Source organism: Cellulomonas soli, from assembly GCF_052036975.1.
Classification (GTDB): Bacteria; Actinomycetota; Actinomycetes; order Actinomycetales; family Cellulomonadaceae; genus Cellulomonas; species Cellulomonas soli_A.
The window spans coordinates 19,542-42,204 of sequence record NZ_JBQIAR010000020.1; the positions used below are offsets into that span (position 1 = coordinate 19,542).

The following is a 22,663-nucleotide window of genomic DNA, read 5'->3' on the forward strand; positions in this document are numbered from 1 at the left end:
GCGGCCGTCACCGTCCGTACACGGCAACGGGCGGCACGGGTGCGGCACCCAGCGCGTCTGCGAGCCACCGGTCGTACGAGGCGGTCCAGGTGCCGTCGGCCTTCGCCTGCTCGAGCACCGTGTTGACGAACCGGACCAGGTCGACGTCGTCGCTGTTCATGCCCAGGCCGTACGGCTCCTGCGTGAACGCCTCGCCGACGACCTTCGCGTACGGGTCCTGCGCGGCCAGGCCGGCGAGCACGGTGTCGTCCCCGGTGATCGCGTCGACCTGCCCCTGCTGGAACCGCACGAGGCAGTCGGTGTGCGTGGTCGCCGCGACGGCCACCACGTCGGGGTGGTCGGCGAGGTTCGCCAGGCTGGACGTGCCGGCCGGTGCGCACACGCGCTGGCCGGCCAGGTCGTCGAGCGAGGTCGCCGTCGAGGCGAGCGGCACGAGGACCTTCTGGCCGGACTCGTAGTACTCGGCCGAGAACGCGATCTGCGACCACCGGTCGCACGTGATCGTCATGTTGCGGGCCACGAGGTCGACCGTGCCGTCCTGCAGCGACGGGATGCGTTGCGCGGCGGTGATGACCTTGAGCTCGATCGCGTCGGGGTCGCCGAGGATCGCCTGCGCCACGAGCCGGGCCATGTCGATGTCGAAGCCCTCGATCTGCCCGCTGATCGGGTTGCGTGCGCCCAGCAGCAGGGAGTCGGCGGACACCCCGACGACGAGCCGGCCGCGCGCGCGGATCTCGGCCATCGTCGAGCCGGCGGGCAGCGCGTCGGGGGCGGGCAGCGGTCCCTGCGGCGCGTAGGAGGCGAGCGGGTCGGCGCACACGGCCGGGGTGGCGGCCGCGGTGGGTGCGGCCGTCGTCGGGGCGGCGCTCGGCGTGGGCGAGGGCAGGGTCGTCTCGGCGTAGACGTCGGTGCCGCTGCATGCGCCGAGCAGGGCCGTCACGGCCACGGCCAGTGCGATCAGGGTGGTGCGGGGGCGGCGGGTCGTGATCACCGGTACTCCTCGATCCGGCGGGAGATCCCGCCCCAGCACAGGGCGGCGACCCCGAGACCCGCGAGCACCGCGAGCCAGGTCGCCAGGGTCAGACCGCCGGCGGCGTCCGCGAGCCCGGCCGACGTGGCCTGGCCCGCCCGGTCGAGCGCGTCGCCGCTGGAGGTGTCGAAGGCCGCGAACGCCGCGTTGGCCGAGCCCTCGGAGCGGTCGGTCGCGGCCGCGACGGCGTCGTCCCACGCCCCGCCGTCGTCGAGCGCACGGATCTGGTGGTGCAGCTGCGCGTACGAGTCCCACTCGAGGGCGACCGTCGACGAGACCGCACCGGCGTCCGTGGCGGTCTGCAGCGAGGCCACGGTCGCGGCGGCCGAGGCCACCCAGGCCTCCTCGAACGCGCCGCCACTGCCGCGGGCGATGAGCGTGAGCGACTCGTCGGCCTTCGCGTCGTAGGCCGTCAGCCGGGCCTGCGCGAGCGCGAGAGCCCCCGCGTAGTCGGTGTCGCGCACGTGCGTGACCTGCGAGGTCACCGACCCGAGGACGACCGTCGAGCCGACGGTCAGGGCGACGAGCACCAGGCCGGCGCCGACCAGGCGTCCGTTCAGGTACCGGTGCGTGCGGCGTGCCAGCCAGACCGACCCGCCCACCAGCGCGGCGATCGCGACCAGGCCGGCGACGGTGGCCAGCGCCCAGGCGTTGCGCGCGTTGTCGAGCTCGGCCTCCACCCGTGCGGCGTCGGCATCGATGAGCGCGGCCAGGGCGGGCAGGGCGTCGGCGCGCAGCGACGCGGAGGCGTTGCGCAGGTACTGGGAGCCCACCGGCAGACCCTGCCGGTTCGCGGCCCGGGCCAGCTCGACGTCGTTCGTGTACGCCACGATCGCGGTGTTGAGGTCGGAGAGCAGGGCACCGTCGGCGGGTTGCGCGCGGGCGGCCTGCGTGACGAGCACGGTGGCGTCGTCGATGGCCTGGTCGTAGTCGGCGCGCTGGTCGGCCGGCTCGAGGCCGCCGACCAGGAACGCGTTGGTCGCGTCCGCGTCGGCCCGCACGAGCCGGGTCTGCAGGTCCTGCAGCCGGACGAGCTGTGCGGCGTTCGCGTCGGCACGCCCCAGGGCACGGTCGGCCGACCAGAAGGACCAGCCGACGGTCGCCGAGACGAGCAGGCCGACCACGACGAGCGCCGCGGCGAGGCTGCGCATGCGCACCGGGGTCGGTCGACCCCGGGCGGCGCGCACCCGCGCGGCCAGCGCGGCGGGGCTCGTCGGCGGCGGGGTCGCGCCGGGGTCCGGCGGGCCGACCGCCACGGGCGGGGTGGGGGCCGTGATCGTCACGTGTCGTCTCCTCGGTGTGCAGGGTCGAGCGTGCCCTGCGTGACGGCGGGACCCGCCGGGTCGGCGGTGCTGTGGTCCTCGAGGTCCTCGGGCAGCAGCGTGCGCAGCTGCTCGGGGGTGGGGTCGGCGACGTCGCGCAGCCGCCACGCGTGGTTGCCGATCGCGGTCTCCAGCAGGTTGCGCACGAACCGGCCGTTGCCGAAGCCCTCGTCGCGCGGCGTGCCGGCGAGGATCTCCCGCAGCCGGTCCGACGTGCCCTCGCCCGCGGTGAAGTCCCCGCCGTCGACGAGCAGCCCGAAGATCGTCACGAGCTCCTCGTCGGTGTAGTCGGGGAAGTGGATGGTCGTGCGGAAGCGGCTGGCCAGGCCGGGGTTCGTCGCGATGAGCGCGGACATCGGCCCGGGGTAGCCCGCGACGACGACCACGAGCTCGCCGCGGTCGTCCTCCATGGCCTTGACCAGGGTGTCGACGGCCTCACGGCCGTAGTCGTCGCCGACGAGCGCGTAGGCCTCGTCGATGAACAGCACGCCGCCACGCGCCTTCTCCACGACTGCGGTGGTGCGCGGCGCGGTCTGCCCGAGGTAGCCGGCCACGAGGTCGTCGCGGTCGACCTCGACGAGGTGCCCGGTGCTCAGCACGCCGAGCGCGGCGTAGATCCCGGCGACCAGACGGGCGACGGTCGTCTTGCCGGTGCCCGGGTTGCCGGTGAACACCAGGTGCCGGGTGAGCGTGGGCGTGCTCAGGCCCTCGGCCTCCCGGAGCCGTTCCATGCGCAGCACGGCGGCCTGCTGGTGGACCTCGCGCTTGACGGTGCCCAGGCCGACGAGCTCGTCGAGCTCGGCGAGCAGCTCCTCGGCGCTGCGGCGCGGGACAGGGGCGGACGCGGGCGCGTCGACCCCGGGCGGGGCGTCGGTCTCCGCGACCGACGCAGGATGCGCGGAGTCGGTCCCGGGGGCCTGTCCCGGGAGCCCGTCCGGCAGGCCGAGCGCGGGTGGGTCGAGCATCGGCCGGGCACCGCCCGCGTCCGCCGCCACCGGCAGCGCGGCGAGCTGCGCCGCCCCGGCGAGCGCGGCGTTGCCCGCGACCCGCGCGGTCGGCGCTCCGAGCGTCGCGGCCGCCGCGGTCACCTCGACCAGCGCCTCGGCGTACGCCCGTGCGTGCGGCGATCCCGACGCGACCAGCAACGACAGGTGGTCCGTCGGCGCGGACCGCCACCGACGCCCGCGCGAGGCCGCGTCGAAGAACGCCTGCGTGCCGCCGTCGGTCCCGGTCTGCACGGACCAGTCCGCCGCCGCCCCGGGCGAGGACTCGGCCACGGCAGCCGCCAGGCGGGCCCCTTCCGGCGCAGCCTCGGCCGGGTCGACACCGGCGGCGGACGCCACAGCCGACAGCACGGCGAGCGCGTCCGCGAGCGGGGCCGTCACGACGTCGACCCGGGGAGCGGCGTGGGCTGACCCGGACCGGCAGACGCGGGCGGCACCACGGGCGCGGCACCCAGGCTGAGCGCACCCGACCCCTCGGGGTGGCCGAACTTCTCGGCCAGGAATCGCCCGTGCGCGACCAGGGCGACCGCGTCGGCCCTGGTCACCGCGTCGAGCACCTGGTCCATCGTGCGACCGAGCAGGTCGAGCTGGTCGACGAGCACCAGCAACGACGACCGCCCGTTGTCGACCGGGCGGGAGTTCGCCCACTCGCGCGGCAGCCGCAGGTAGGCGCCGACCGCCTCGGGCAGGTAGCGGGTGGCGGTGGCCATCACGTCGTACGCGTCCTGCGACCCCGCGCCGAGCCTGTCGAGCCGCGGCACGGTGTCCCGCACGACACGCACGACCCGGGCGACACGCGAGGCCACGGGCGCGGGCACGGCCCCGGCGGCCACCATCGCCTCGACGCGCACGAGCGCCACCTCGAGGTCGTCGGCCGTCGGGGCAGAGGGCAGCGCCGCGCGCTCCGGCTCGGCGCGGCCGGTCAGCCGCGCGAACAGGTCGCCGACACCCATCCGCACCCCTCCCGTCCCGTCGTGGTTCGTCTGCCGGACCGTGGACCGCCCGCCGTCACCGACCGGCGGTCGGGTCGAGGTCGAGCGCCCCCGCGGCGAGCCGCTCGTCGCGCTGCTGCACGCGGGCCAGGTAGCTCTGCGACTTGCCGACCTCGGTCTCCAGGGTGCCGATCGTGGCGGCCATGGAGTCCAGGGCCTGCACCTTGAACGAGTCGATGGCGTCCATCGTCGCGTAGATGTTCGCGAACGCGGCCTGCAGCTGCGGCAGGCCGATCGTGGCCGAGGCCGCCTGCTGCTGGATGGCCGCGGAGTTGTCCTTGAGCATGACCGACGTGCGCTCGATGAGGTCGGACGTCGTGGCGTTCAAGCCCGAGATCTGGTCCAGCACGAGCTTCTGGTTGCTCAGCGCCTGCGAGACGATCACGGCCGTGCGCAGCGCCGACATCGTGGTGGTCGCGGCCCGGTCGACGCCCTTGACGAGCTCGACGTTGTTGCGGACCAGGATGTCGATCGCCAGGTAGTTCTGGATGGACACGCTCAGCTGCGTGAGCAGGTCCTGGTGCTTCTGCCGGACGTAGAACAGCACGTCGTCACGCAGCGCCCGCGCGCGGTCCGGGTCGGTGGCCTCCAGGTCGGCGATCGCGGCCGAGAGCCGGGCGTCGAGCCGCTCGGAGACGTACACGTACTGGTTGAGGCGACCCATCGCCTCCCACAGCGCGGTCTTCTCCATGGTCAGCGCGACGTTGTCGCGACGCAGCTCGTCCTGGCCGTCACGCAGCGCGTGCAGGATCGCGTCGAGGTGGCTCTGCGCGGACTGGTACTTGCGGAAGTAGTCGACGATCTTGTCGCCCATCGGGATGAACCCGAGGATCTTGCGGGCGCCCTGCGCGCCGGAGGGGTCGAGGTCCTCGACCGTGCGCCGCAGGTCGAGCAGCGTGCTGCCGACCTTCGAGCCCGAGGCGAGCCCACCCTCCCGGATCGCGTTGACCGGGGTCTGCAGCAGGCGGTTGGAGGACTCCGCGGCGTGCCGGATGTCCGCGTCGCCCATCGTGCGCACGTCGGCGGCCTGCGCGGCGAACTGCGGCGACCCGGCCGGGGAGGCGGTCAGCGACGCCAGGTACGAGTCGACCTTCGCGTCGAGCCCCGGCACGACCTGCGGGTCCACCGCGGGTGCCATGGCCGGTGCCGCGGTCAGCGCGACCGGCTTGACCGGCTCCGGCGCCGTCAGCGCGAACGGCGCCTCGAGCGGGGTCGGCGGCGCCAGCGGGGCGACCCCCTGCGCGGCGGACGGGTCCTGGGTCATGGCTCGTTCCCTTCACACGGCAGGTGCACCCGTCGGCACGGGTACGGCCAGCGTAAGGGCCCGTGGTGCAGGTCGGGGGCGGGTCCGGCGATGTCAGCGCGATGTCAGCGGGGCGTGAGGACCGCGCAAGCGCTCGGGCGCAGGGTCGTCCCCTGACCAGAGACCCAGCACCCCTCGCCCTGGGCCGTCGAGGCGCACGGGCTCGTGAAGACCTTCGGCGACAACCGTGCCGTCGACGGCGTCGACCTGCGCATCCGCTCCGGCTCCGCGTCCGCTGTCCCTGGGTTGCCCGTGCTGAGCTCCTCGCTCGCCCATCGTCCGAGCACCTCGGGACGGTCCAGGTCGACACCCGCCGGGTCGACGTCGCGCCGGTAGCCGGTGGACGTCGAGGCGAGGAGACCGGGGCTGGTCGTCGCGCGCAGCCGTGAGACGAGGGTCTGGAGCGCGGCGCGACCGGAGGAAGGCGCCCCGTCGACCGCCGCGACGTGCAGCGGACCGGGGACGGTGACCTGGAGCGGTCGGACCGTCGGTGAGGGCACCCACCGCAGCGCAGGTGCGGATGGTGCGGTCGCAGGGGTGCGCTCAGCCCGTCGGGCAGGCTGCCGGGGATCGCAGGTCGAGGGTTCGCCGCAGCAGCCCGGCGGCGACGACCGCGAGCGCGGCGAGTGCCATCGTGACCTGGCCGGGTGCGAACCCGAGCAGCAGGGCGGCCCCGGCCACGGTGGCGAGGGACATGGCCGAGCACGGGGCGCATCCGCGGGCTGCGGCGAGGCTCTGGCCGCGCTCGGGGACGAACGAGGCGATCGTGAGTACGCCGAGAACGGCTGTGGCGCCGACCAGCGCGAACCACACGGCAGAGGCGTTCCGCGGGCCGCCTCCTGCGGCGACGAGCACGGCGAGGAGGACGGGCGCCCCGACGACCGTGGCCACGAGCCGCCGCACGGGGAGGGGTCGGCGGCTCGTGGCCACGGTCTGATCGGGGGTCGCCGCGTCGCGCCTCAGCGGCAGGTGCACTGCTCCGACTGCGGCACGTTGGCCATGACGGAGTCGACGTGCATGCCGCAGCCGGTCCAGGTGACCTTGCCGCAGCGCTGGCATCGGGCGGGACTGCACATGGGGTGTTCTCCTTCGGGTGTCGCCGGGGGGCGGATGTCTGGTTCGACGCCGAATCTATACCCCCGGGGGTATCAACGCAACCGGTCCGTCGCCCCACCCATGCCGCAGGATGGGAGCATGCTCTCCCCCACCCTGCACGTCGCCGCCGCCCTCATCGTCGACGAGGCCGGCCGCTACCTGCTGGTCCGCAAGCGCGGCACGACGGCCTTCATGCAGGCCGGCGGCAAGATCGAACCCGGCGAGGAGCCGCACGACACCCTGGTCCGCGAGGTCGCCGAGGAGCTCGGCGTCCACGTCACCGCCGACCAGGTCCGCCCCCTCGGCCACCACGACGCACCCGCCGCCAACGAACCCGGTCACCGCATCTCCGCGCACGTGTTCGCCGTCGACGGCGTGGTCGACGCCGTCCCGACCGCCGAGATCGCCGAAGCCGTCTGGGTGGACCTCGAGCAGGCCGCCCAGCTGCCGCTGGCCCCGCTCACCGCGACGCTGCTCGGCCTGCACCCTGCGGCCGACCCCTCGACCTCCCCCGCGCCCGGCGTCACACTCGACGCGTGACGTACGAGTTCGAGGCACCGCTGGCACCCTGGCGCGACGACCGCCCCGACGCCTGGGTGTTCGCGCACCTGCCGCACGAGGTGTCCGACGAGATCGCCGACGTCGCCGCACCCGTCGAGCGCGGCTTCGGGTCGGTGCGCGTCGAAGCCACCCTCGGGAGTTCGACCTGGCGCACGTCGCTGTTCCCCGACTCGCACCGCAAGACGTACTCGCTGCCCGTCAAGCGCACCGTGCGTCAGGCCGAGGGCGTCGCCACCGGTGACGTCGTCCGGGTCACGGTCCGACTCCTGGACGTGCCCCAGGAGTAGCCCTCGACACCGTTCACACGAGGCTGCGACCCTCGGACCATGCACTTCTCCTCGCTGTCCCTCGCGTCGGACGGGGACGACCCGGCGGCGTTCCAGGCGCTCCTGTCCCGGCACAACCCCCCGGAGAACGAGGCGGGCGCCGGCCTGGGCGGGGTCCACGTGCTGGCCCGCACCGAGAGCCGCGCCCTGCTGCTGTCCGGCGTCCGGGTGTACGCCTCGGGGCTGGCGCTCGAGCTCGAGCTGCGGCTGCGGGTGGCCGACGTCGACCACGCCCGCCACCACGACCTGTGGGAGAGCGTCCAGCAGACGTGGGTCGGCGTCGCGCTCGCGGACGGCACCCGGGTCGTGGCGCAGCCCGGGCACGGGTTCGACCCGCGCGCCGAGGCAGGCACGTACGCGCTGACCCCGACCGGTGGCGGCGGAGGCGGCCGGTCGTTCCAGCAGACGTACTGGCTGACCCCGGCACCGCCCCCGGGTGACGTGCTCGTGGTGGTCGCCAACCCGCTGCTCGGGCTGCCCGAGGGGCGGCACACGCTGCCGGCCGCGGCGCTCGCCGAGGCCGCTGCCGCGGTCGTCGTGCTGTGGCCGTGGGAGCCCGACCCGCCGGTCGAGCCGGACGACGCCCGGTTGCCCTCCCCGCCGCCGGGCGGGTGGTTCGCCGAACCGCCGGCGTGACCTCTCCACGGGATGTCCCCGTCATCGTGTTCCTCGAACCGGCCACGCCGCCGGGAGTCGGACCCTAGCGTGGGCACATGACGGCCCTGAAGCCCTGGCACCTCGTCGTGCTGCTCATCCTCGTCGCGATCGTGGCCGGCGTCGTGTGGTTCGTGCGCGCGGTGACCAGGCGGTGACCAGGCGGATCGGGTGCCGGTGAGCGATCAGCCCGCACTCGCGCCCGGGACCTTGTCGGTGACGTCGTCGTACGTCGCGGCGCTCGGCAGCTCACCGGGTGCGTAGACGAGCCGGACCACGCCCGTCGGGAAGATCTCCGAGCGCAGCAGGTGCAGCGGGTAGATCGGCGCCCCCTCGTCGAACAGGCGCTCGCCGTGCCGCGCCGCCACCGGGTGCACGAGCAGCCGCAGCTCGTCGAGCACCCCCGCGGCCAGCAGCTGGCGTACCACCGAGATCGAGCCCGGCACCAGGATCTTGTTCAGCCCCGGCTCGGCGGCGAGTGTCGTCACCGCGTCGACCAGGTCGCCGTGCAGGGCCTCGGCGTTGCGCCAGCCGAGGTCCTGGTGCCCTCGTGTGGCCACGACCTTGCGGGTGTCACCCAGCTGTGCGGCGAACGTCGCATCCTCCCCGCCGGCGGTCTCCCGCTCGGGCCACGCGCCGGCGAAGCTGTCGTAGGTGACGCGCCCGAGCAGCAGCACGTCGGCGCCCTCGTAGTCCTCGGCGACCGCGGCGCCCATGTGCTCGTCGAAGTACGGGAAGTGCCAGGCCGGGTCGATCTCGACGACGCCGTCGAGCGAGATGAACAGGGTGGAGACGATCGTGGCCATCGGGTCCTCCGGGGTCGGGGCCGCGGGTGCGGGCAGCTCGTCCCGATCAGATCGCATCAGGCTCGTGCGCGCACGGCGGCGCCCGCTCCCGCGAGCGCGGGCAGCAGCGCGTCGGGGTCGCGGACCAGCTGTGCGCGGATGGTGACGACCGCGAGGGGCACCGCGCCGGAGACGAGCCCGAGCAGCAGGGCGGCGGGTGCGTCGAGCACCGCGTCGGCGGTGTCGGCGTGCCCTGCGGGGACGGTGGTGACGTGCGTCCCGGCGGGGTCGAGGCGGATCAGCACGGCATCGGGTCCGGTGAGCAGGGCGATGGTGCCGGTGCGGGAGGACGGACGCCCGGTCAGCAGCGCCTCGAGGGCGAGGCCGACCCAGGCCGGTCGGACGGTGTCGTCGGGTCGGGGCCCGGCGGTCATCGCGCCGCTGCCCCACCGCACGAGCGCGAGGACCGACTCGCGCAGGTCCTCGCCACGGGGCGTGAGCGAGTAGACGACCGACTTGCGGCCGTCGGCGGCGTCGCGGGTGACGATGCCGACGTCCTCGAGCGCGCGCAGCCGGTCGCCCAGCAGGTTGCTCGCGATGCCCGGCAGTGCGTCGGCGAGGTCGCGGTGGCGCCGGGGGCCGAGGAGCAGCTCGCGGACGACGAGCAGGGTCCAGCGGTCGCCGACGAGGTCGAGGGCGTACGCGAGCCCGCAGAACTGGTCGTAGCTGCGCACCGTTGTGCACTCCCCTCGTCGTCGTTATGGTTGAGAATATCAAGTGAAACAGGAGGCGATGATGCGCGACGACACGCTCCACCCCGACCTGCTCCACCCCGCCACGACCGACCCCGAGGCCGCCCGACCCGCCTGGCTGGACCCCACCCTGTACCCGTTCACCACCACCACGCGCCGCGTCGGCGAGCACGTCGTACACCTCATCGACCAGGGCTCAGGGCCGACGCTGCTCATGCTGCACGGCAACCCCACCTGGTCGGCCGTCTACGGCGGGCTGGTCACGCGGCTGTCCGACGAGTTCCGGTGCGTGGTGCCCGACCTGCCGGGGTTCGGACTGTCGCGCGCACCCGCGGGGTTCGACGGGCGGGTGACGTCACTCGCCGACGTCGTCACCGACCTGGTCCGCGAGCTCGACCTGCGCGACGTCGTGCTCGTCCTGCAGGACTGGGGTGGGCCGATCGGGCTCGACCTCGCCGCCCGCGAACCCGGGCGCATCCGCGGCATCGTCGTCGCCAACACGTGGGCATGGCCGATCACCGGCGACCGGCACTTCGAACGCTTCTCGCAGATGATGGGCGGCACCGTCGGGGCGTTCCTGGTCCGTCACGCGAACCTGTTCGTCAACCTCATGGTGCCCCTCGGCCACCGGCGCCGACGCCTCAGCCGTGCCGAGATGCGGCTGTACCGCGGGGCACTCGGAACCCCGGCCCGGCGTCAGGCCTCCGCGGTGCTCCCCCGCGAGATCGTGCACGCGGCCGAGCTGCTCAGCCGGGTGGAACGCAGCCTGGCGGACCGGCGCGACACACCCGCCTTGGTGCTCTGGGCCGACCGGGACATCGCGTTCCGCCAGGCCGAGCTGGACCGCTGGCGTCGCGAGTGGCCGCACGCCGAGGTGGTCGAGGTCCCCGGCGCGGGCCACTTCGTGCAGTCCGACGCCCCGCAGGAGTGCGCCGACGCGATCCGCGACTGGTACCGGCGGACGCTCGCCGCCGACGTCACGCGTTCGCGCTGAGCTCCGCCAGGGCCTGCTCGACGGCCTGCGCCGTGCGCTGCGCCTCCTGCTCAGCACGCGCCCGGCGGCGGGCCCGCACCACGCGCGGCACGGCCAGCGCGGCACCGACCAGCACGACGGCCACGGCCAGCGTCGCCCACGGCACCGCCCACGCACCCCCGCCCGCCCGCACCGCGTCCAGCCTGGAGGTCGAGCCGGAGGCGTCCACGAGCACCGGGGTCACCGCGACCTCGGCGCCCAGACGCACCGCGGGGACGACGTCCGGCACCGGCACCGTGACCGTCCACCGCTCCCCCGGCAGCAGCTGCGGCGGAGCCTCCACCGTCGGTGCCTCGACGCGCAGGCGACCGAACGGGCCGGTCACCGCCACGGCCTGCTCGGCGGACAGGGCCTGGTTGCCGGTGTTGTGCACCGTGTAGGTGACGGTGGCGTCACCCGCACCGGCCGGGTTCGCGGTCCCGTCGTACGTCAGGTGCACGTCCTCGACCGCGAGCGCCGGTCGCAGCTCGCCGCCGACGCGCACGTCCACGCGGATGCCGAGCCGGCGGTCCACGGTGATGCCCTCGGCGGCATCGGCCTGCACGAGCGAGGTGACCACACCGCCGGCGTAGTCGCCCGGCGTGGCGTCAGCCGGGACGGCGAGCGTGAACGGGACCTCGACGGAGCCACCCGGCTCGACGGTCACCGTGTCGACCTGTGTCTGCAGCCACGCACCCACAGCCGAGGAGTCGACGTCGCGCGTGAGCAGGTCGAGCCGGCCCGCGTCGGTCGTGTAGCCGTCGGCCGCGTACACGGCCAGCTCGAGCGCCTGGTCGCCGTGGTTGGCCACCACGAGCGCGTCCTCGACGGTGGTCCCCGGGTCGATGCCGTAGGAGTACCCGGTCCGGTCGGAGCCGAACGCGTTGGAGGCGGTACGGACCGTCCACGTCACGTCCTCGGCCGACGCGGCGGGGCCGGTGGCCACGGCGGCGACCCCCGCCAGCACGGTGAGCAGCACCGCCACGACGCTGCGGGCGGTCGGCGGGACGGTGCGGGGCGCGGTCACGGGCATGAGGGTCCTCGGGGTCGTGCGGTCGGTCGGGTGGAGCAGGTGGAGCAGGTGGAGCTGGTGGGCCGGGTGGGGCGGGTGCCGGATCGCACCCGCCCCACCCGGTCAGGCGGGCGTCAGCTCAGCTGCTGAGCGCCGTGATCGTCAGCGTGGCGCGGTAGCTGCCCGTGTCCACGCTGCTCGGGATCTTCAGGTCGAGGTCGGCGCCGAGCGTCGCGGTGCCGGTCTCGTGACCCTGGTCGGCGTAGCCGAGCGTCCCGGCGACGGACAGGCCGGAGCCGCCGTCGAACCCGGAGGCGACCGAACCGCCCGCGTGGGCACCGGCACCGGCCTCGACGACCGCCGGGGTCCACCCGAGGTACGAGCCCGGGAAGGTCTTCGACGCGTCGCGGAAGTCGCCGACGGACGCCGAGATGGACCACGGCGCCTGCGAGCGGCGCGTGTCCGACACGGTGATCGGGTTGAGGTGACCGGTCGCCTCGAAGTACGTGCGGTCCTTCTCGACGGCCGTGCCCAGGTCGACGAGGCCGTTGTGCCCGTCGATGGTCCAGCCGAACTCACCGGGTGCGGCCTCGGGCACCGCGACCTGGATCTCCTGACCCTCACCGTGGTACGGGTGCACCGTCACCGAGTCGACGACCGAGCCGACGGGCTGGGCCGCGGTGGCGCCGCTGTTCGGGCCGCACCAGGCGACCTTGGCCAGCTCGACGGCCGCGTTGGGGGCGTCGCACGTGCCGGAGCGGATGTTCTCCACCACCAGCGCGTCGTTGCGGACCTGCACCTTGACGTACGTGCGCGCGTGCTCCTGGTCCTGCACGGAGTTGAACCAGTAGCTCGACGGGTTGAGCGGGTCGGCGCCGTTCCCGGCACCCGAGGTGCCCGTGGCGTCCGGGGCGGTGATGTCGTAGTACTTCGAGCCCGACGCCGAGTTGGCCGTCACGTACATGACGCCACCGGGACCGGCGAACACGTCGGCGGCACCGGGCTGCTCGTCAGGGTTCGCCTTCTCGCCGTTCTTGATCAGGTAGCTGCGCGTGTACACGTGGTCGTGGCCCTGCAGCACCAGGTCGACACCGAGCTCGGAGAACGCCGTCGGGAAGTCCACGCGACGCACCTTGGCGTCGGCGTCCTTGGCGTGCGCGGCCGCGGAGTAGATCGCGTGGTGGTAGACGAGCACCGTGTACTTGGCGTCGGCACCGTGGTTCGCGACGACGTCGCGCACGTACGCCAGGTGCGCCTCGTCACCGCCGCCGCCCTGCGCGGTGGCGTACGAGTTGCTGTTCAGGTCGATGAACAGCACGTCCTTGTACATGTACCAGTAGTCGCCGCCCGACGTGTTCGACGACGGGTCGCCGTTGGAGTACAGCGCGCCGGAGCGGTCCGTGTTCGGCGTGGCCAGGTGCTGCTCGTAGGCCTTGCCGCCCACGTCGTGGTTGCCGATGGTGGCGACCCACGGGTACTGGCGCAGCTTGTCGGGCGCCAGGAACGCCGTCCACTGGGCCTCCGTGTTGGCCTTCTCGACCTGGTCGCCGCCGGAGACGAGCAGCTCGGTGTTCGGGTTGGCCGCGAGCGCCACGTCGAGCGTGTCGGTCCAGCCGGCCTGGTCGCGGGCGATGTCGCCCGACGCGCCGATCTGCGGGTCGCCGAAGAACAGGAAGTCGTAGTCGCCCTCGAACGACTGCGTGCGGAACGCGTACGCGGGCGACCAGCTGCCCTCGGCGCCCACGCGGTAGGAGTACGCGGTGTCCTGCTGCAGGCCCGTGATGACGGCGTGCCGGTTGTAGCCGCCGCTGGTGGCGATGTTCGCCGACCCGGTCGCGGCGTAGGTGATGGCGTCGGCGGGGAACGCCCCGTCGACCACGGAGGCCGTGGGGGCGAGCTGGACCACCTGGGCCGTGTCGGCCGAGGAGTACCAGGTGACGATGCGCTGGGACTCGTCGGCCCCGACGCCCAGGATGATGCCGGTCAGGGTGGCCGCGTCGGCGGTCGTCACCGTGTCGGCGGCGGTCGCCGGGGCGACCGCGAACCCGCCGAGGGCGACCGCGGTGCCGACGGCCAGTGCGGCGAGCCGCACGGGAAGCCGGTCGTGACGCTCACGTGGAGCGCTCGTTCTGGAGGACATGCGCCGTCCGTTCTCTTCGTGCCAGAGGGATGCCAGAGGGAGATGTGCGGGCGAGGGCCCCACCGGGACGAACCCGGCCAATCGGGACGATCGCGCCCACGCTCCCGCCGCCGGGTGAACCCCCTCTGAACAGCGACGATCCGTGCGGTGGCTCTGGCCGGAACACCTGCCGGGCGCTCGGCCGACCGTCAGCCACCCCACAGGCGCTGCACGAACCACACGAGGCCCGTGACGGTGACGACCCCGGCGATGGTGCCGGTGGCAGTCAGCCCGACCCGGGGCCAGCGGCGCCGCAGCAGGGCCAGCACGGGGAACACGACGGCGATGATCGCCAGCTGCACGGCCTCGATGCCGACGTTGAACACCAGCAGCGACCACAGCAGCTGCCACGACCACGGCTCGTCGATGCCCAGGGCCCCGGCGAACCCGAGGCCGTGCACGAGCCCGAACACGAAGACCACGCCGAGGCGCACCAGGCCGGGACGGTCGAGCCCCAGCCAGGCACCCGGTCCCAGGTCGGTGGCCTGCGTGCCCTGCTCGCGCAGCCGCCACAGGTGGCCACCGGCGACCACCGCGATCGACAGGGCGATGATCGGCTCGACGACCTGCGCCGGCACGTGCACGAGGCCCGTGGCGGCGATCACGAACGTCACCGAGTGGGCCACGGTGAACGCCGTGGCAGCCAGGACGATCTCCCGCAGGCGCCGCGACCCGGCGATGACCGCCAGCAGGAACAGGATGTGGTCGGTGCCGGTCAGCAGGTGCTCGGCCCCGAGCCGGAAGAACTCGGCGAACCGCTCGGTCCACGCCTGCTCGGTGGAGAACGTGGGGTGCTCCGCGTCGAGCGCCGCACTGCCCGAGCGACCGTCGAGCGTGTACTTCACGACGGCGCGGGTGCCTGTGACGTAACCCTCCGCGTCACCGAACAGGGTGCTGGTCAGCTCGTGGGCGCCGTCCGAGGCGTCGCAGGCATGGTCGAGCGTGAGCACCGCGTACGGCACGCCGTCGCGCTCCTCGACCTGCACGTCGCCGACCTGCTCAGGCGTGCACGCACGCCCGCCGGACGCCACGGTGAACCGCGCCGTCACGTAGTCGAGGACGGTCCCCGCGTGGGCGTCCAGCGCGGCGGCCTGCTCCTGCGGGTCGCCGCCCTCGAACGCCGCCGTCCCGTCCTGGAACAGCGGGTCGTCGCCCTGCGCGTCGGCCGCGGACACCACCAGCAGGTCGTACTCGAGCCCCAGCTGGGTGCGGACCGCGCCCGGCTCGGGCGCCTCGACGTCCACGTAGACGACCGACGAGAAGCCGTGGGCGGAGGCAGGCGGTGCCACCAGCGTGAGCGCCGCCCAGACCAGCAGCGCCAGAGGTGCCAGTGCGCGCGCCGGTGACCACGCCCGCCCGTGTCGGGGCGAGGTCGAGGTCCGCGGCATGGTGCTGGACCGGCTCGGGGTCGGGAACGGCACGGCCGGTCGGGTGCGGGTGGCGCTGCTGGCGCGGCGGGACATCGTGCTCCTGACGATCGTCGGTTCGCGCAATCTGTCCGAGTCGCGTGAACGAGGAGGAGACCGTCGGCGAACTCGCGCGGAACGCTCGGCGCGTGACCTGGTGCGACGTACGCCACGGCCTGCACGGTGAGGTACGAAGAGGCCCCGCCGCCCTCACGCCCACCCGTCCGGAGGACGACCCCGTGCGACCCCGCCCCACCCGTGCGCCAGACTCGACCCTGCCCACCCGCGTGGTGCACGCCGGGGCACCGCTGGCCGTGGCAGCGCTCACCGCGGCGCTGATCACCGGGTGCTCCACGGGGTCCGACTGGTCGCAGCCGCACCCCGGCCCGGTGGCCGTCGGCGCCCTCGACGTCGGCTTCGTCGCCCCCGACCCGACGCCCACACCGGAGGCGACGATCGTCCCCGGGCCTGGCACATGGGACGGCATCGGCCCCCGCGAGGGCTACCGGGTGGTGCTGGTGACCTCCGGCGACGACGAGCCCACCCGGGCCCTGGTCGCCGCCGTGCAGGACTGGGCCCTGGCCGAGGACGTCGACCTGCGCACCCTCACGGCCGGGACGCCGGCCGACCTGATCCCCACCCTCAGCGACGCACTGGCCATGGGCGGCGACCTGATCGTCAGCGCCGGCGAGGACCTGGTCGACCCGCTGGCCATCGTCTCCGCCAACCACCTGGACCAGCAGTTCCTGGTCGTCGGCGCCGAGATCGCCGAACCGACCGCCAACGTCACCGCCGCCGACTGGTCGGGTGCGTCGTACCGCGGCGAAGGGCTCGGGTCCGCCTCGACCTACGACCCGGGCTCGTTCACGCCGGAGCGCTGCGCGAGGGCGGTCCGTGCGGGTGTCGCGGCGGTGCTCGGCGGGGTCACGGGCGTCGTGGTCTGGCTCGACTGACCGTTCCCCACCCGCAGCTCGCGCCTCGGCCGGGGCGCAGCGGATTTGTATGGCATCTTCACAAACTCCGCACACCGGAGGGCTGACCTGGGCGGCGACCCCCGCCACGATGGGACACGTCCGATTTGTCCCACTCCCAGGGCCCCGCGTCCGTGCGCTGCGCACGCCTCACGGCGCTCGGGAAGGAACCCGATGCCGACCAGCACCGCCCCCTCCCCGCGCCGGCGAGCAGCCGTCGTCCTCGCCGCCCTCGCCGTCCCCCTCGCCGCTGCCCTGCTGACCGGGTGCAGCCCGCACACCGCGGACGACGCGGCACCCACCACCGCCCAGCCCGACGCGAGCCCGAGCGCCACGGGAGCGCAGACGACCACGGACACCCGTGCCGTCGTCGGCCCCCTGCTCCTGGGCGTCCCCGACCTCTGGCAGGTCGGGGCCACCACCGCCGGCGTCACGGTGGTGCAGGCCGCAGGGTGCGCCGAGGGTCAGATCTGCCCCGCGTTCGCAGTGCTGCAGGGCGAGGCCGTCGCCGCCGACTTCGACGGGTCCCAGGCGTACACGCAGGACGGCACCGGGTGCCCGAACGGGCTCACCCCGCAGCCGAGTGACGCGCAGCCGCAGGTCACCGAGATCGTCATCGACGGGATCGACGGCACGCTCTCCACGGTCGCGGTCGCGTGCGCCACCGCGGAGGGCGAGGTCCAGCTGACCGTCCCACAGACCCAGTGGTGGCTCCCGGAGGCGCCCGGTGGTGCCGTGCTCGTCGTGGACCGCTGGTCGTTCGACGGCCTCGCCTCCCGCGTCGCCGGTGCCGCCTGGGCGACCGCGGGCCAGTGACCTCCTGCCGACCGACGGAAGGAGCCCAGCCGAATCCTGACTGAGGGCCGCGGCCCGACCGGGCCACGCGGCCACCGCGAGCAACCCCCGTGCGCACCGGGCGACGAAGCCCGGGCACCGGCGAACGCCGGTGTGCGCACCCACCGACAGAACGAGGGGTCGATGAGAAGCATCCGAGCAGCACTGACCGCAGCAGCACTGGCACTCGTCACGATCACGCCGGTCGCCGGCGCACTCGGCGCGCAGGCCGCGGGCAGCGCGGGCACAGCACCCGCCCGGGCCGCCGCAGCCGTCACGACGGCCGCCACCTGCACCGGCGAGACCTGGTCCGCCGACGCCGTCTACACCGGCGGCGCCACCGTCACGTTCGACGGCCACACGTGGAGGGCCGGTTGGTGGACGCAGGGCGAGCAGCCCGGCACGACCGGCGAGTGGGGCGTCTGGCGCGACCAGGGTGCCTGCGCCGGGACCACCCCGACCGACCCGACGGACCCCACGGACCCCGCCGACCCGGCGGGCTGCACGGCCGACGCCTGGAGCGCCACCGCCACCTACACCGGCGGCGCGCTCGTCTCGCACGCCGAGCACACCTGGTCGGCGAAGTGGTGGACGCAGGGCGAGGAGCCCAGCACCTCCGGCGGTTCGGGCGTGTGGGTCGACCAGGGTGCCTGCTCCGGCACCACCGACCCGAGCGACCCGACACCCGACCCCACCACGCAGCCGACGACGCCGCCCACCACCGACCCGACCGCACCGGCCACGCCCGGTGACGGCTCCGGACGCGTGGTCGGCTACTTCACCGAGTGGGGCATCTACGGCCGCAACTACCAGGTCAAGAACATCGAGACGTCGGGCTCCGCGGACCAGCTGACCCACATCGTGTATGCGTTCGGCAACGTGCAGAACGGCAAGTGCACCATCGGTGACTCGTACGCCGACTACGACAAGGCGTACACGGCCGAGCAGAGCGTCGACGGCGTCGCCGATACCTGGGACGCGAGCCTGCGCGGCAACTTCAACCAGCTGCGCAAGCTCAAGGCCATGCACCCCGGCCTCAAGGTCGTCTGGTCGTTCGGCGGCTGGACCTGGTCGGGTGGCTTCACGCAGGCCGCAGCCGACCCGGCGGCGTTCGCGGCGTCGTGCCGCACCCTCGTCGAGGACCCCCGGTGGGCCGACGTGTTCGACGGCATCGACATCGACTGGGAGTACCCGAACGCGTGCGGCGTCGCGTGCGACACCTCGGGCCGTGAGGCGTACCCGAACCTCATGCGCGCCCTGCGCTCGGCGTTCGGCACCGACCTGGTGACCTCGGCGATCACCGCCGACGGCACCTCCGGCGGCAAGATCGACGCGGCGAACTACGCGGCCGCCGCCTCGTCCGTCGACTTCTTCATGCCGATGACGTACGACTACGCCGGTGCGTTCAACCCCACCGGGCCGACCGCACCGCACTCCCCGCTGACGTCCTACCCGAACCAGCCGATCGCCGGTTTCGACAGCGACACCGCGATCGACAAGCTCACGTCCCTGGGCATCCCCTCGGACAAGCTGCTGCTCGGCATCGGCTTCTACGGCCGCGGCTGGACGGGCGTCACCCAGGCGGCACCCGGAGGCTCGGCGACGGGTGCCGCACCCGGCACCTACGAGGCCGGCATCGAGGACTACAAGGTCCTCAAGAACACCTGCCCGGCCACCGGCACCGTCGGCGGCACCGCCTACGGGTTCTGCCACGGCCAGTGGTGGAGCTACGACACCCCGGCGACCATCGCCGGGAAGATGAGCTACGCCAACCAGAACGACCTGGGCGGCGCGTTCTTCTGGGAGCTGTCGGGCGACACGTCGAACGGTGAGCTGATCACCGCGATCAGCTCGGGCCTGGGCAGCTAGCGGTAGCACCCGAGCACGACAGAGCGGGGTGGGGTGCGCGTCGTGCGCACCCCACCCCGCTCGTCGTTCGCCGTTGTCGCGCTCAGCCCTGCAGCGTGGCCCGGACCAGCGTCGAGAGCGCCTTGCCGTCCGCGGCCCCGGCAGCCCGGGCGGTCGCCTCCTTCATCACGGCGCCCATGTCCTTCACGCTGGTCGCCCCCAGGTCCGCCACGACGGAGCGCACCAGCGCCTCCAGCTCGTCGGCGGACAGCCGCGCCGGCAGGTACGTCTCGATCGCGTCGGCCTCCCGCGTCTCGACCTCGGCCCGCTCCGGGGCACCGGCGTCGGTGTAGATCTGCGCGGAGTCGCGGCGCTTCTTCACCTCACGCGTGAGCACCTTGAGGACCTCCTCCTCGGTGAGCTCCTTCTCGACCGTGCCGGCCTTCGCCTCCGCCCGGACCGCGCCGATGACCTGGCGCAGCACGCTCACGCGATCGGCGTCACGGGCCTTCATGGCGGTCGTCAGGTCGGCGGTCAGCTGGGTCAGGGTGTCGGTGCTCATGGGTCCATGGTGCCGGTTCGGGAAGGACCGGGGCGCCTGGATATCTCTCAGGCGCGACCAGGATCGGTCACAGGCAGGCCCGCCACCTGCGGGAGCACCGCGAGTACCTCGTCCGTCGTGGACTGCGTCATCAGCACCCGCTCGCCCTCGGTCACCCCCACCGCCTGCATGAACGTCACCGACCCGTGCGGCGTGACGATCCGACCCAGCGGCCCGTCGACCACGAACGCAAACGCCGTCAGGCCCGTCTGGACACCGGCACGGTTCCACGGGTACCCGGTGATCGGCGACTGCATGTCGGCGCGACTCCCGTGCGCCGGGATCCAGCCCGTCTCCCGCACCTGCGCCGCGAGCGCGGCCACCATCCCGAACGGCCACTCAGGAGGCGCGTCGTCGGTGCCTCGGACCACGCGCATCGTCAGCTCGATGCCCCAACCGGAGACCTCCGGCGCGACGTCTGGGTCGGGGCCGAACAACTCGCTCAGTCCGTACGTCACGTAGTGCCAGTGGTCGCCTGCGTCGAAGACCGACGCTCCCTGCAGCGGGCTGCCGAACGCGACGCCCGGGTGGTAGGCGACATGCCGCTTCTCCGGTGCGCCGTGCAACGCCACCATCGCGGCAGTGATCGCATCCCAGCCGGACGTCTCGTCCTCAAGGTCTTCCGGCGGGGACGCATCGACCACGGCGGGCGGGCGGCGGTTCCAGGGCAGACGCATGGCGCCATAGTCCCGCAGCGAAGCTCCGGTACGCCGTTTCGGACCTGCGTGACGACGCGTCAGACGGCCCGTACGACCGCGAGCCCCTTCACCTCGCCGCACTCGAGGGGGGGCGCAGTGGCTCGTCACCACCGCCGAGACCTTCGCCGCAGTCTTCCCTACCCATGTGGAGGCGGCCCGCCACCCGGCCTGAACAGCGCGGTCACGAGGGCCATGCATCGCGGTCAGGCTGCCGATGCGCCGCCGACCTTTCAAGGTTTAGGCTGTCTTATCCAAAGCAGATAAAGCGGCCTAAGACTCGTAAGGTGGCTCGTGGACCCGGTCAGCAACCCGTACACGCCGAACGCCGGCGCTCGCCCGGATGTCCTCGTCGGGCGCGACGACCAGCTCGCCTCGTTCGACATCCTGCTCAAGCGTCTCGCGCGAGGGCGGTCCGAGCAGTCGATGATCATCACGGGGCTCCGCGGAGTCGGGAAGACGGTCCTCCTGGGCCAGTTCCGCGACAAGGCCCTGGCAGCCGACTGGGCCGTCGTCGAGCTCGAGGTCAGCAAGCATGACGACGCCGCCTTCCGCCAGGAGACCGCCCTCAAGCTCCGGGCGGCACTCCTCCAGCTCGCGCCACGCGCGCGCTGGACCGACCGGTTCCACCGGGCCGCAGCCGCACTCGGGTCCTTCACCGTCACCGTGGACCCGAGCGGGCAGATCCAAGCTGGCCTGAATGTCGACGTGATCGAGGGCCTCGCCGACCACGGCGATCTCGTCATGGATCTCACGGACGTGCTCGTCGCGATCGGTGAGGCGGCCCAGGACCGCCAGCGCGGGGTCGTCATGCTCTTCGACGAGGTCCAGTTCCTCACCAAGGCACAGCTCGAGGCGCTGATCATAGCCTTGCACAAGACCGTCCAACGTGGCCTGCCCGTGACCTTCGTCGGGGCCGGCCTACCCCAGATGGCCGAGCTCGCGGGGGACGCCAAGTCCTACGCCGAACGACTGTTCAAGTTCCCGATCATCGGATCGCTCGACGAGGACGACGCGCGACGGGCACTGCGGGAGCCCGCCGTCGTCGAGGGCGTCGACTTCGATGCCGCAGCCCTGGACCGCGCCTTCGAGGTCACCGGCGGCTATCCATACTTCATCCAAGAGCTCGGCTACGCCGTGTGGGGCGTCGCCGAGACGGCACCCATCACACGCGACGACATCGATGCCGCAGTCGACCTGTACGAGGCCAAGCTCGACTCCTCGTTCTTCCGCGTCCGGCTCGACCGCACCTCCGAGCTGCAGCGCGCGTACCTGCGCGCCATGGCCCAGCTAGGCGCCGAGCCGCAGAAGGCCGCCGACGTCGCGTCACTCCTGGACCGCGAGTCCACACAGCTCGGTCCTACCCGGGCCGAGCTGATCGACATGGGGCTGCTGTACACCCCGCAGCACGGCTACGCGGCGTTCACCGTTCCGCACTTCGACCGGTTCATGCTCCGCGCCGTCCCGACGCTCACGGTGCCTCCCGTGCGTCGACGGCGTCCCACGGGTGGCACCTGGTGAAGCCACGCGGCAGCACTTCCGACACCGAGTTCGACGCGGACGAGTGGACGTACTGAGTAGTGAGCGACAGCGTTCGGTACGCCGACTACTGGGCTGAGGGGCGGGGCGCCTCCGCCATCACCTGGATCGATGCCGCGGAGGCGCAGCAACGTTACGAGTCGTCGGCGAGCGCCTTCACGGCGGTGGGCACCGACGGTGTCAGCCCCCGCCCGCGCTGGGCGTTGACGGTCGCGGTGAACCGCTGCGTGCGCGTGGTCTTCCTCGACCCGCACCGGACGCGTACCCGGTCCGTCGACTACGACTGGCGAGAGGGACGCCTCTGGCGGTGGATCACCACCGACTTCGAGTACCCGGATCGAGACCGGCGCTACCGCCGCGAGCGCGCCGTCCGCACCACGACCGCGGTCTTCGAACCAGACGGCAGCGCACGAGTTCAGGTCATCGACAGGGCGGTCGCAGCCGACTCCAAGGACGTCTTGACGCTCGAGGATGCGCCCGTCCAGGGGTTCTGGCTTGAGCGCCCGGCCTTCGGGCAATGGAGCGACCTCATCAACCCGGAGTACGGCATCCCGCCAGAGGGCCGGACGCGGCAGCAGTAGACGGCCCCCGGAATGCACGACAGCCCGAACCCTGATCCGGGTTCGGGCTGTCGTCGACGTCCTGGGACATCGTTGGCGGTAGCGGTGGTGTGTGGTTTCAGCACATCGGCGACAGCATGTCTCAGGACATCGGCGACAGTTGTCCGGGATGCTCGCTCATG

The 22,663-nt window shown here is 73.2% G+C and carries 23 protein-coding genes; 9 read left to right on the top strand and 14 right to left on the bottom strand.

Features of this window, described 5'->3' with window-relative positions; translation table 11 throughout:
* Nucleotides 1–7: 7 nt before the first annotated feature.
* From ACTHAM_RS16455 to ACTHAM_RS16485, 7 genes are all read right to left on the bottom strand, one after another.
* A complete protein-coding gene (locus ACTHAM_RS16455) occupies nt 8–991 on the bottom strand; it encodes a glutamate ABC transporter substrate-binding protein (protein WP_440689425.1) in 984 nt (327 codons plus the stop codon).
* Nucleotides 988–2,313, bottom strand: a complete 1,326-nt coding sequence (locus tag ACTHAM_RS16460) for a hypothetical protein (RefSeq protein ID WP_440689427.1) — start codon at nt 2,311–2,313, stop codon at nt 988–990. Before ACTHAM_RS16460 ends, ACTHAM_RS16455 begins: the two co-directional genes overlap by 4 nt.
* Complete coding sequence (locus ACTHAM_RS16465; RefSeq protein ID WP_440689429.1) at nt 2,310–3,737, bottom strand: AAA family ATPase; 1,428 nt, start codon at nt 3,735–3,737, stop codon at nt 2,310–2,312. The genes ACTHAM_RS16460 and ACTHAM_RS16465 overlap by 4 nt, the downstream gene beginning before the upstream one ends.
* Complete coding sequence (locus ACTHAM_RS16470; protein WP_440689430.1) at nt 3,734–4,309, bottom strand: hypothetical protein; 576 nt, start codon at nt 4,307–4,309, stop codon at nt 3,734–3,736. Before ACTHAM_RS16470 ends, ACTHAM_RS16465 begins: the two co-directional genes overlap by 4 nt.
* Before the next feature lie 55 nt (nt 4,310–4,364).
* Nucleotides 4,365–5,612 (bottom strand): toxic anion resistance protein, encoded by a 1,248-nt coding sequence (locus ACTHAM_RS16475; RefSeq protein WP_440689432.1) that lies wholly within the window; start codon nt 5,610–5,612, stop codon nt 4,365–4,367.
* A gap of 104 nt (nt 5,613–5,716) precedes the next feature.
* The gene (locus ACTHAM_RS16480) at nt 5,717–6,151 is read right to left on the bottom strand and encodes a hypothetical protein (protein ID WP_440689434.1); all 435 of its coding nucleotides are present in this window, start codon (nt 6,149–6,151) and stop codon (nt 5,717–5,719) included.
* A gap of 43 nt (nt 6,152–6,194) precedes the next feature.
* The gene (locus ACTHAM_RS16485) at nt 6,195–6,581 is read right to left on the bottom strand and encodes a hypothetical protein (RefSeq protein ID WP_440689436.1); all 387 of its coding nucleotides are present in this window, start codon (nt 6,579–6,581) and stop codon (nt 6,195–6,197) included.
* 264 nt (nt 6,582–6,845) lie between these two features.
* On the opposite strand from ACTHAM_RS16485, the gene ACTHAM_RS16490 reads away from it, so the two are divergent.
* From ACTHAM_RS16490 to ACTHAM_RS16500, 3 genes are read left to right on the top strand one after another with little or no spacing between them, the layout of a single operon-like run.
* Nucleotides 6,846–7,286 carry an NUDIX hydrolase gene (locus ACTHAM_RS16490; protein ID WP_440689438.1) on the top strand — a complete coding sequence of 147 codons (441 nt, stop codon included), beginning with the start codon at nt 6,846–6,848 and terminating at the stop codon, nt 7,284–7,286.
* Nucleotides 7,283–7,594, top strand: a complete 312-nt coding sequence (locus ACTHAM_RS16495; RefSeq protein ID WP_440689440.1) for a DUF1905 domain-containing protein — start codon at nt 7,283–7,285, stop codon at nt 7,592–7,594. Before ACTHAM_RS16490 ends, ACTHAM_RS16495 begins: the two co-directional genes overlap by 4 nt.
* Nucleotides 7,595–7,633: 39 nt before the next feature.
* The gene (locus ACTHAM_RS16500) at nt 7,634–8,269 is read left to right on the top strand and encodes a hypothetical protein (RefSeq protein WP_440689442.1); all 636 of its coding nucleotides are present in this window, start codon (nt 7,634–7,636) and stop codon (nt 8,267–8,269) included.
* A gap of 203 nt (nt 8,270–8,472) precedes the next feature.
* Here ACTHAM_RS16500 and ACTHAM_RS16505 read toward each other — a convergent pair whose 3' ends face one another.
* Together ACTHAM_RS16505 and ACTHAM_RS16510 are read right to left on the bottom strand one after the other, a co-directional pair.
* Nucleotides 8,473–9,150 (bottom strand): dihydrofolate reductase family protein, encoded by a 678-nt coding sequence (locus tag ACTHAM_RS16505; RefSeq protein WP_440689444.1) that lies wholly within the window; start codon nt 9,148–9,150, stop codon nt 8,473–8,475.
* Complete coding sequence (locus tag ACTHAM_RS16510; protein WP_440689446.1) at nt 9,150–9,806, bottom strand: winged helix-turn-helix transcriptional regulator; 657 nt, start codon at nt 9,804–9,806, stop codon at nt 9,150–9,152. The genes ACTHAM_RS16505 and ACTHAM_RS16510 overlap by 1 nt, the downstream gene beginning before the upstream one ends.
* Before the next feature lie 61 nt (nt 9,807–9,867).
* Here ACTHAM_RS16510 and ACTHAM_RS16515 point away from each other — a divergent pair, with 61 nt between their 5' ends.
* Nucleotides 9,868–10,818, top strand: coding sequence for an alpha/beta fold hydrolase (locus ACTHAM_RS16515; RefSeq protein ID WP_440689448.1), 951 nt, complete (start codon nt 9,868–9,870; stop codon nt 10,816–10,818).
* Here the strand turns inward: ACTHAM_RS16515 and ACTHAM_RS16520 are convergent.
* The 3 genes from ACTHAM_RS16520 to ACTHAM_RS16530 all read right to left on the bottom strand — a co-directional run bounded on the left by ACTHAM_RS16520 (nt 10,802) and on the right by ACTHAM_RS16530 (nt 15,490).
* Nucleotides 10,802–11,863, bottom strand: a complete 1,062-nt coding sequence (locus ACTHAM_RS16520; RefSeq protein WP_440689450.1) for a WxL protein peptidoglycan domain-containing protein — start codon at nt 11,861–11,863, stop codon at nt 10,802–10,804. The two genes, ACTHAM_RS16515 and ACTHAM_RS16520, sit on opposite strands and share 17 nt — an antisense overlap.
* Before the next feature lie 124 nt (nt 11,864–11,987).
* Nucleotides 11,988–13,988 (bottom strand): fibronectin type III domain-containing protein, encoded by a 2,001-nt coding sequence (locus tag ACTHAM_RS16525; protein ID WP_440689452.1) that lies wholly within the window; start codon nt 13,986–13,988, stop codon nt 11,988–11,990.
* A gap of 188 nt (nt 13,989–14,176) precedes the next feature.
* Nucleotides 14,177–15,490, bottom strand: a complete 1,314-nt coding sequence (locus ACTHAM_RS16530) for a HupE/UreJ family protein (RefSeq protein WP_440689454.1) — start codon at nt 15,488–15,490, stop codon at nt 14,177–14,179.
* Between the two features lie 182 nt (nt 15,491–15,672).
* Here ACTHAM_RS16530 and ACTHAM_RS16535 point away from each other — a divergent pair, with 182 nt between their 5' ends.
* From ACTHAM_RS16535 to ACTHAM_RS16545, 3 genes are all read left to right on the top strand, one after another.
* Nucleotides 15,673–16,386, top strand: a complete 714-nt coding sequence (locus ACTHAM_RS16535; protein ID WP_440689456.1) for a hypothetical protein — start codon at nt 15,673–15,675, stop codon at nt 16,384–16,386.
* Nucleotides 16,387–16,578: 192 nt separating this feature from the next.
* Nucleotides 16,579–17,220, top strand: coding sequence for a hypothetical protein (locus ACTHAM_RS16540; RefSeq protein WP_440689458.1), 642 nt, complete (start codon nt 16,579–16,581; stop codon nt 17,218–17,220).
* Between the two features lie 162 nt (nt 17,221–17,382).
* Complete coding sequence (locus ACTHAM_RS16545; RefSeq protein ID WP_440689460.1) at nt 17,383–19,107, top strand: glycosyl hydrolase family 18 protein; 1,725 nt, start codon at nt 17,383–17,385, stop codon at nt 19,105–19,107.
* 82 nt (nt 19,108–19,189) lie between these two features.
* On the opposite strand, the gene ACTHAM_RS16550 is transcribed toward ACTHAM_RS16545, so the two are convergent.
* Together ACTHAM_RS16550 and ACTHAM_RS16555 are read right to left on the bottom strand one after the other, a co-directional pair.
* Entirely contained in the window at nt 19,190–19,648 is a 459-nt protein-coding gene (locus tag ACTHAM_RS16550) for a GatB/YqeY domain-containing protein (RefSeq protein WP_440689462.1), read from the bottom strand.
* A gap of 47 nt (nt 19,649–19,695) precedes the next feature.
* The gene (locus ACTHAM_RS16555) at nt 19,696–20,364 is read right to left on the bottom strand and encodes a suppressor of fused domain protein (RefSeq protein WP_440689464.1); all 669 of its coding nucleotides are present in this window, start codon (nt 20,362–20,364) and stop codon (nt 19,696–19,698) included.
* Nucleotides 20,365–20,676: 312 nt separating this feature from the next.
* Between ACTHAM_RS16555 and ACTHAM_RS16560 the strand changes: the two genes are divergently transcribed.
* The gene (locus ACTHAM_RS16560; RefSeq protein ID WP_440689466.1) at nt 20,677–21,903 is read left to right on the top strand and encodes an ATP-binding protein; all 1,227 of its coding nucleotides are present in this window, start codon (nt 20,677–20,679) and stop codon (nt 21,901–21,903) included.
* Between the two features lie 59 nt (nt 21,904–21,962).
* Complete coding sequence (locus ACTHAM_RS16565; RefSeq protein ID WP_440689468.1) at nt 21,963–22,502, top strand: hypothetical protein; 540 nt, start codon at nt 21,963–21,965, stop codon at nt 22,500–22,502.
* The last annotated feature ends 161 nt before the right edge of the window (nt 22,503–22,663 follow it).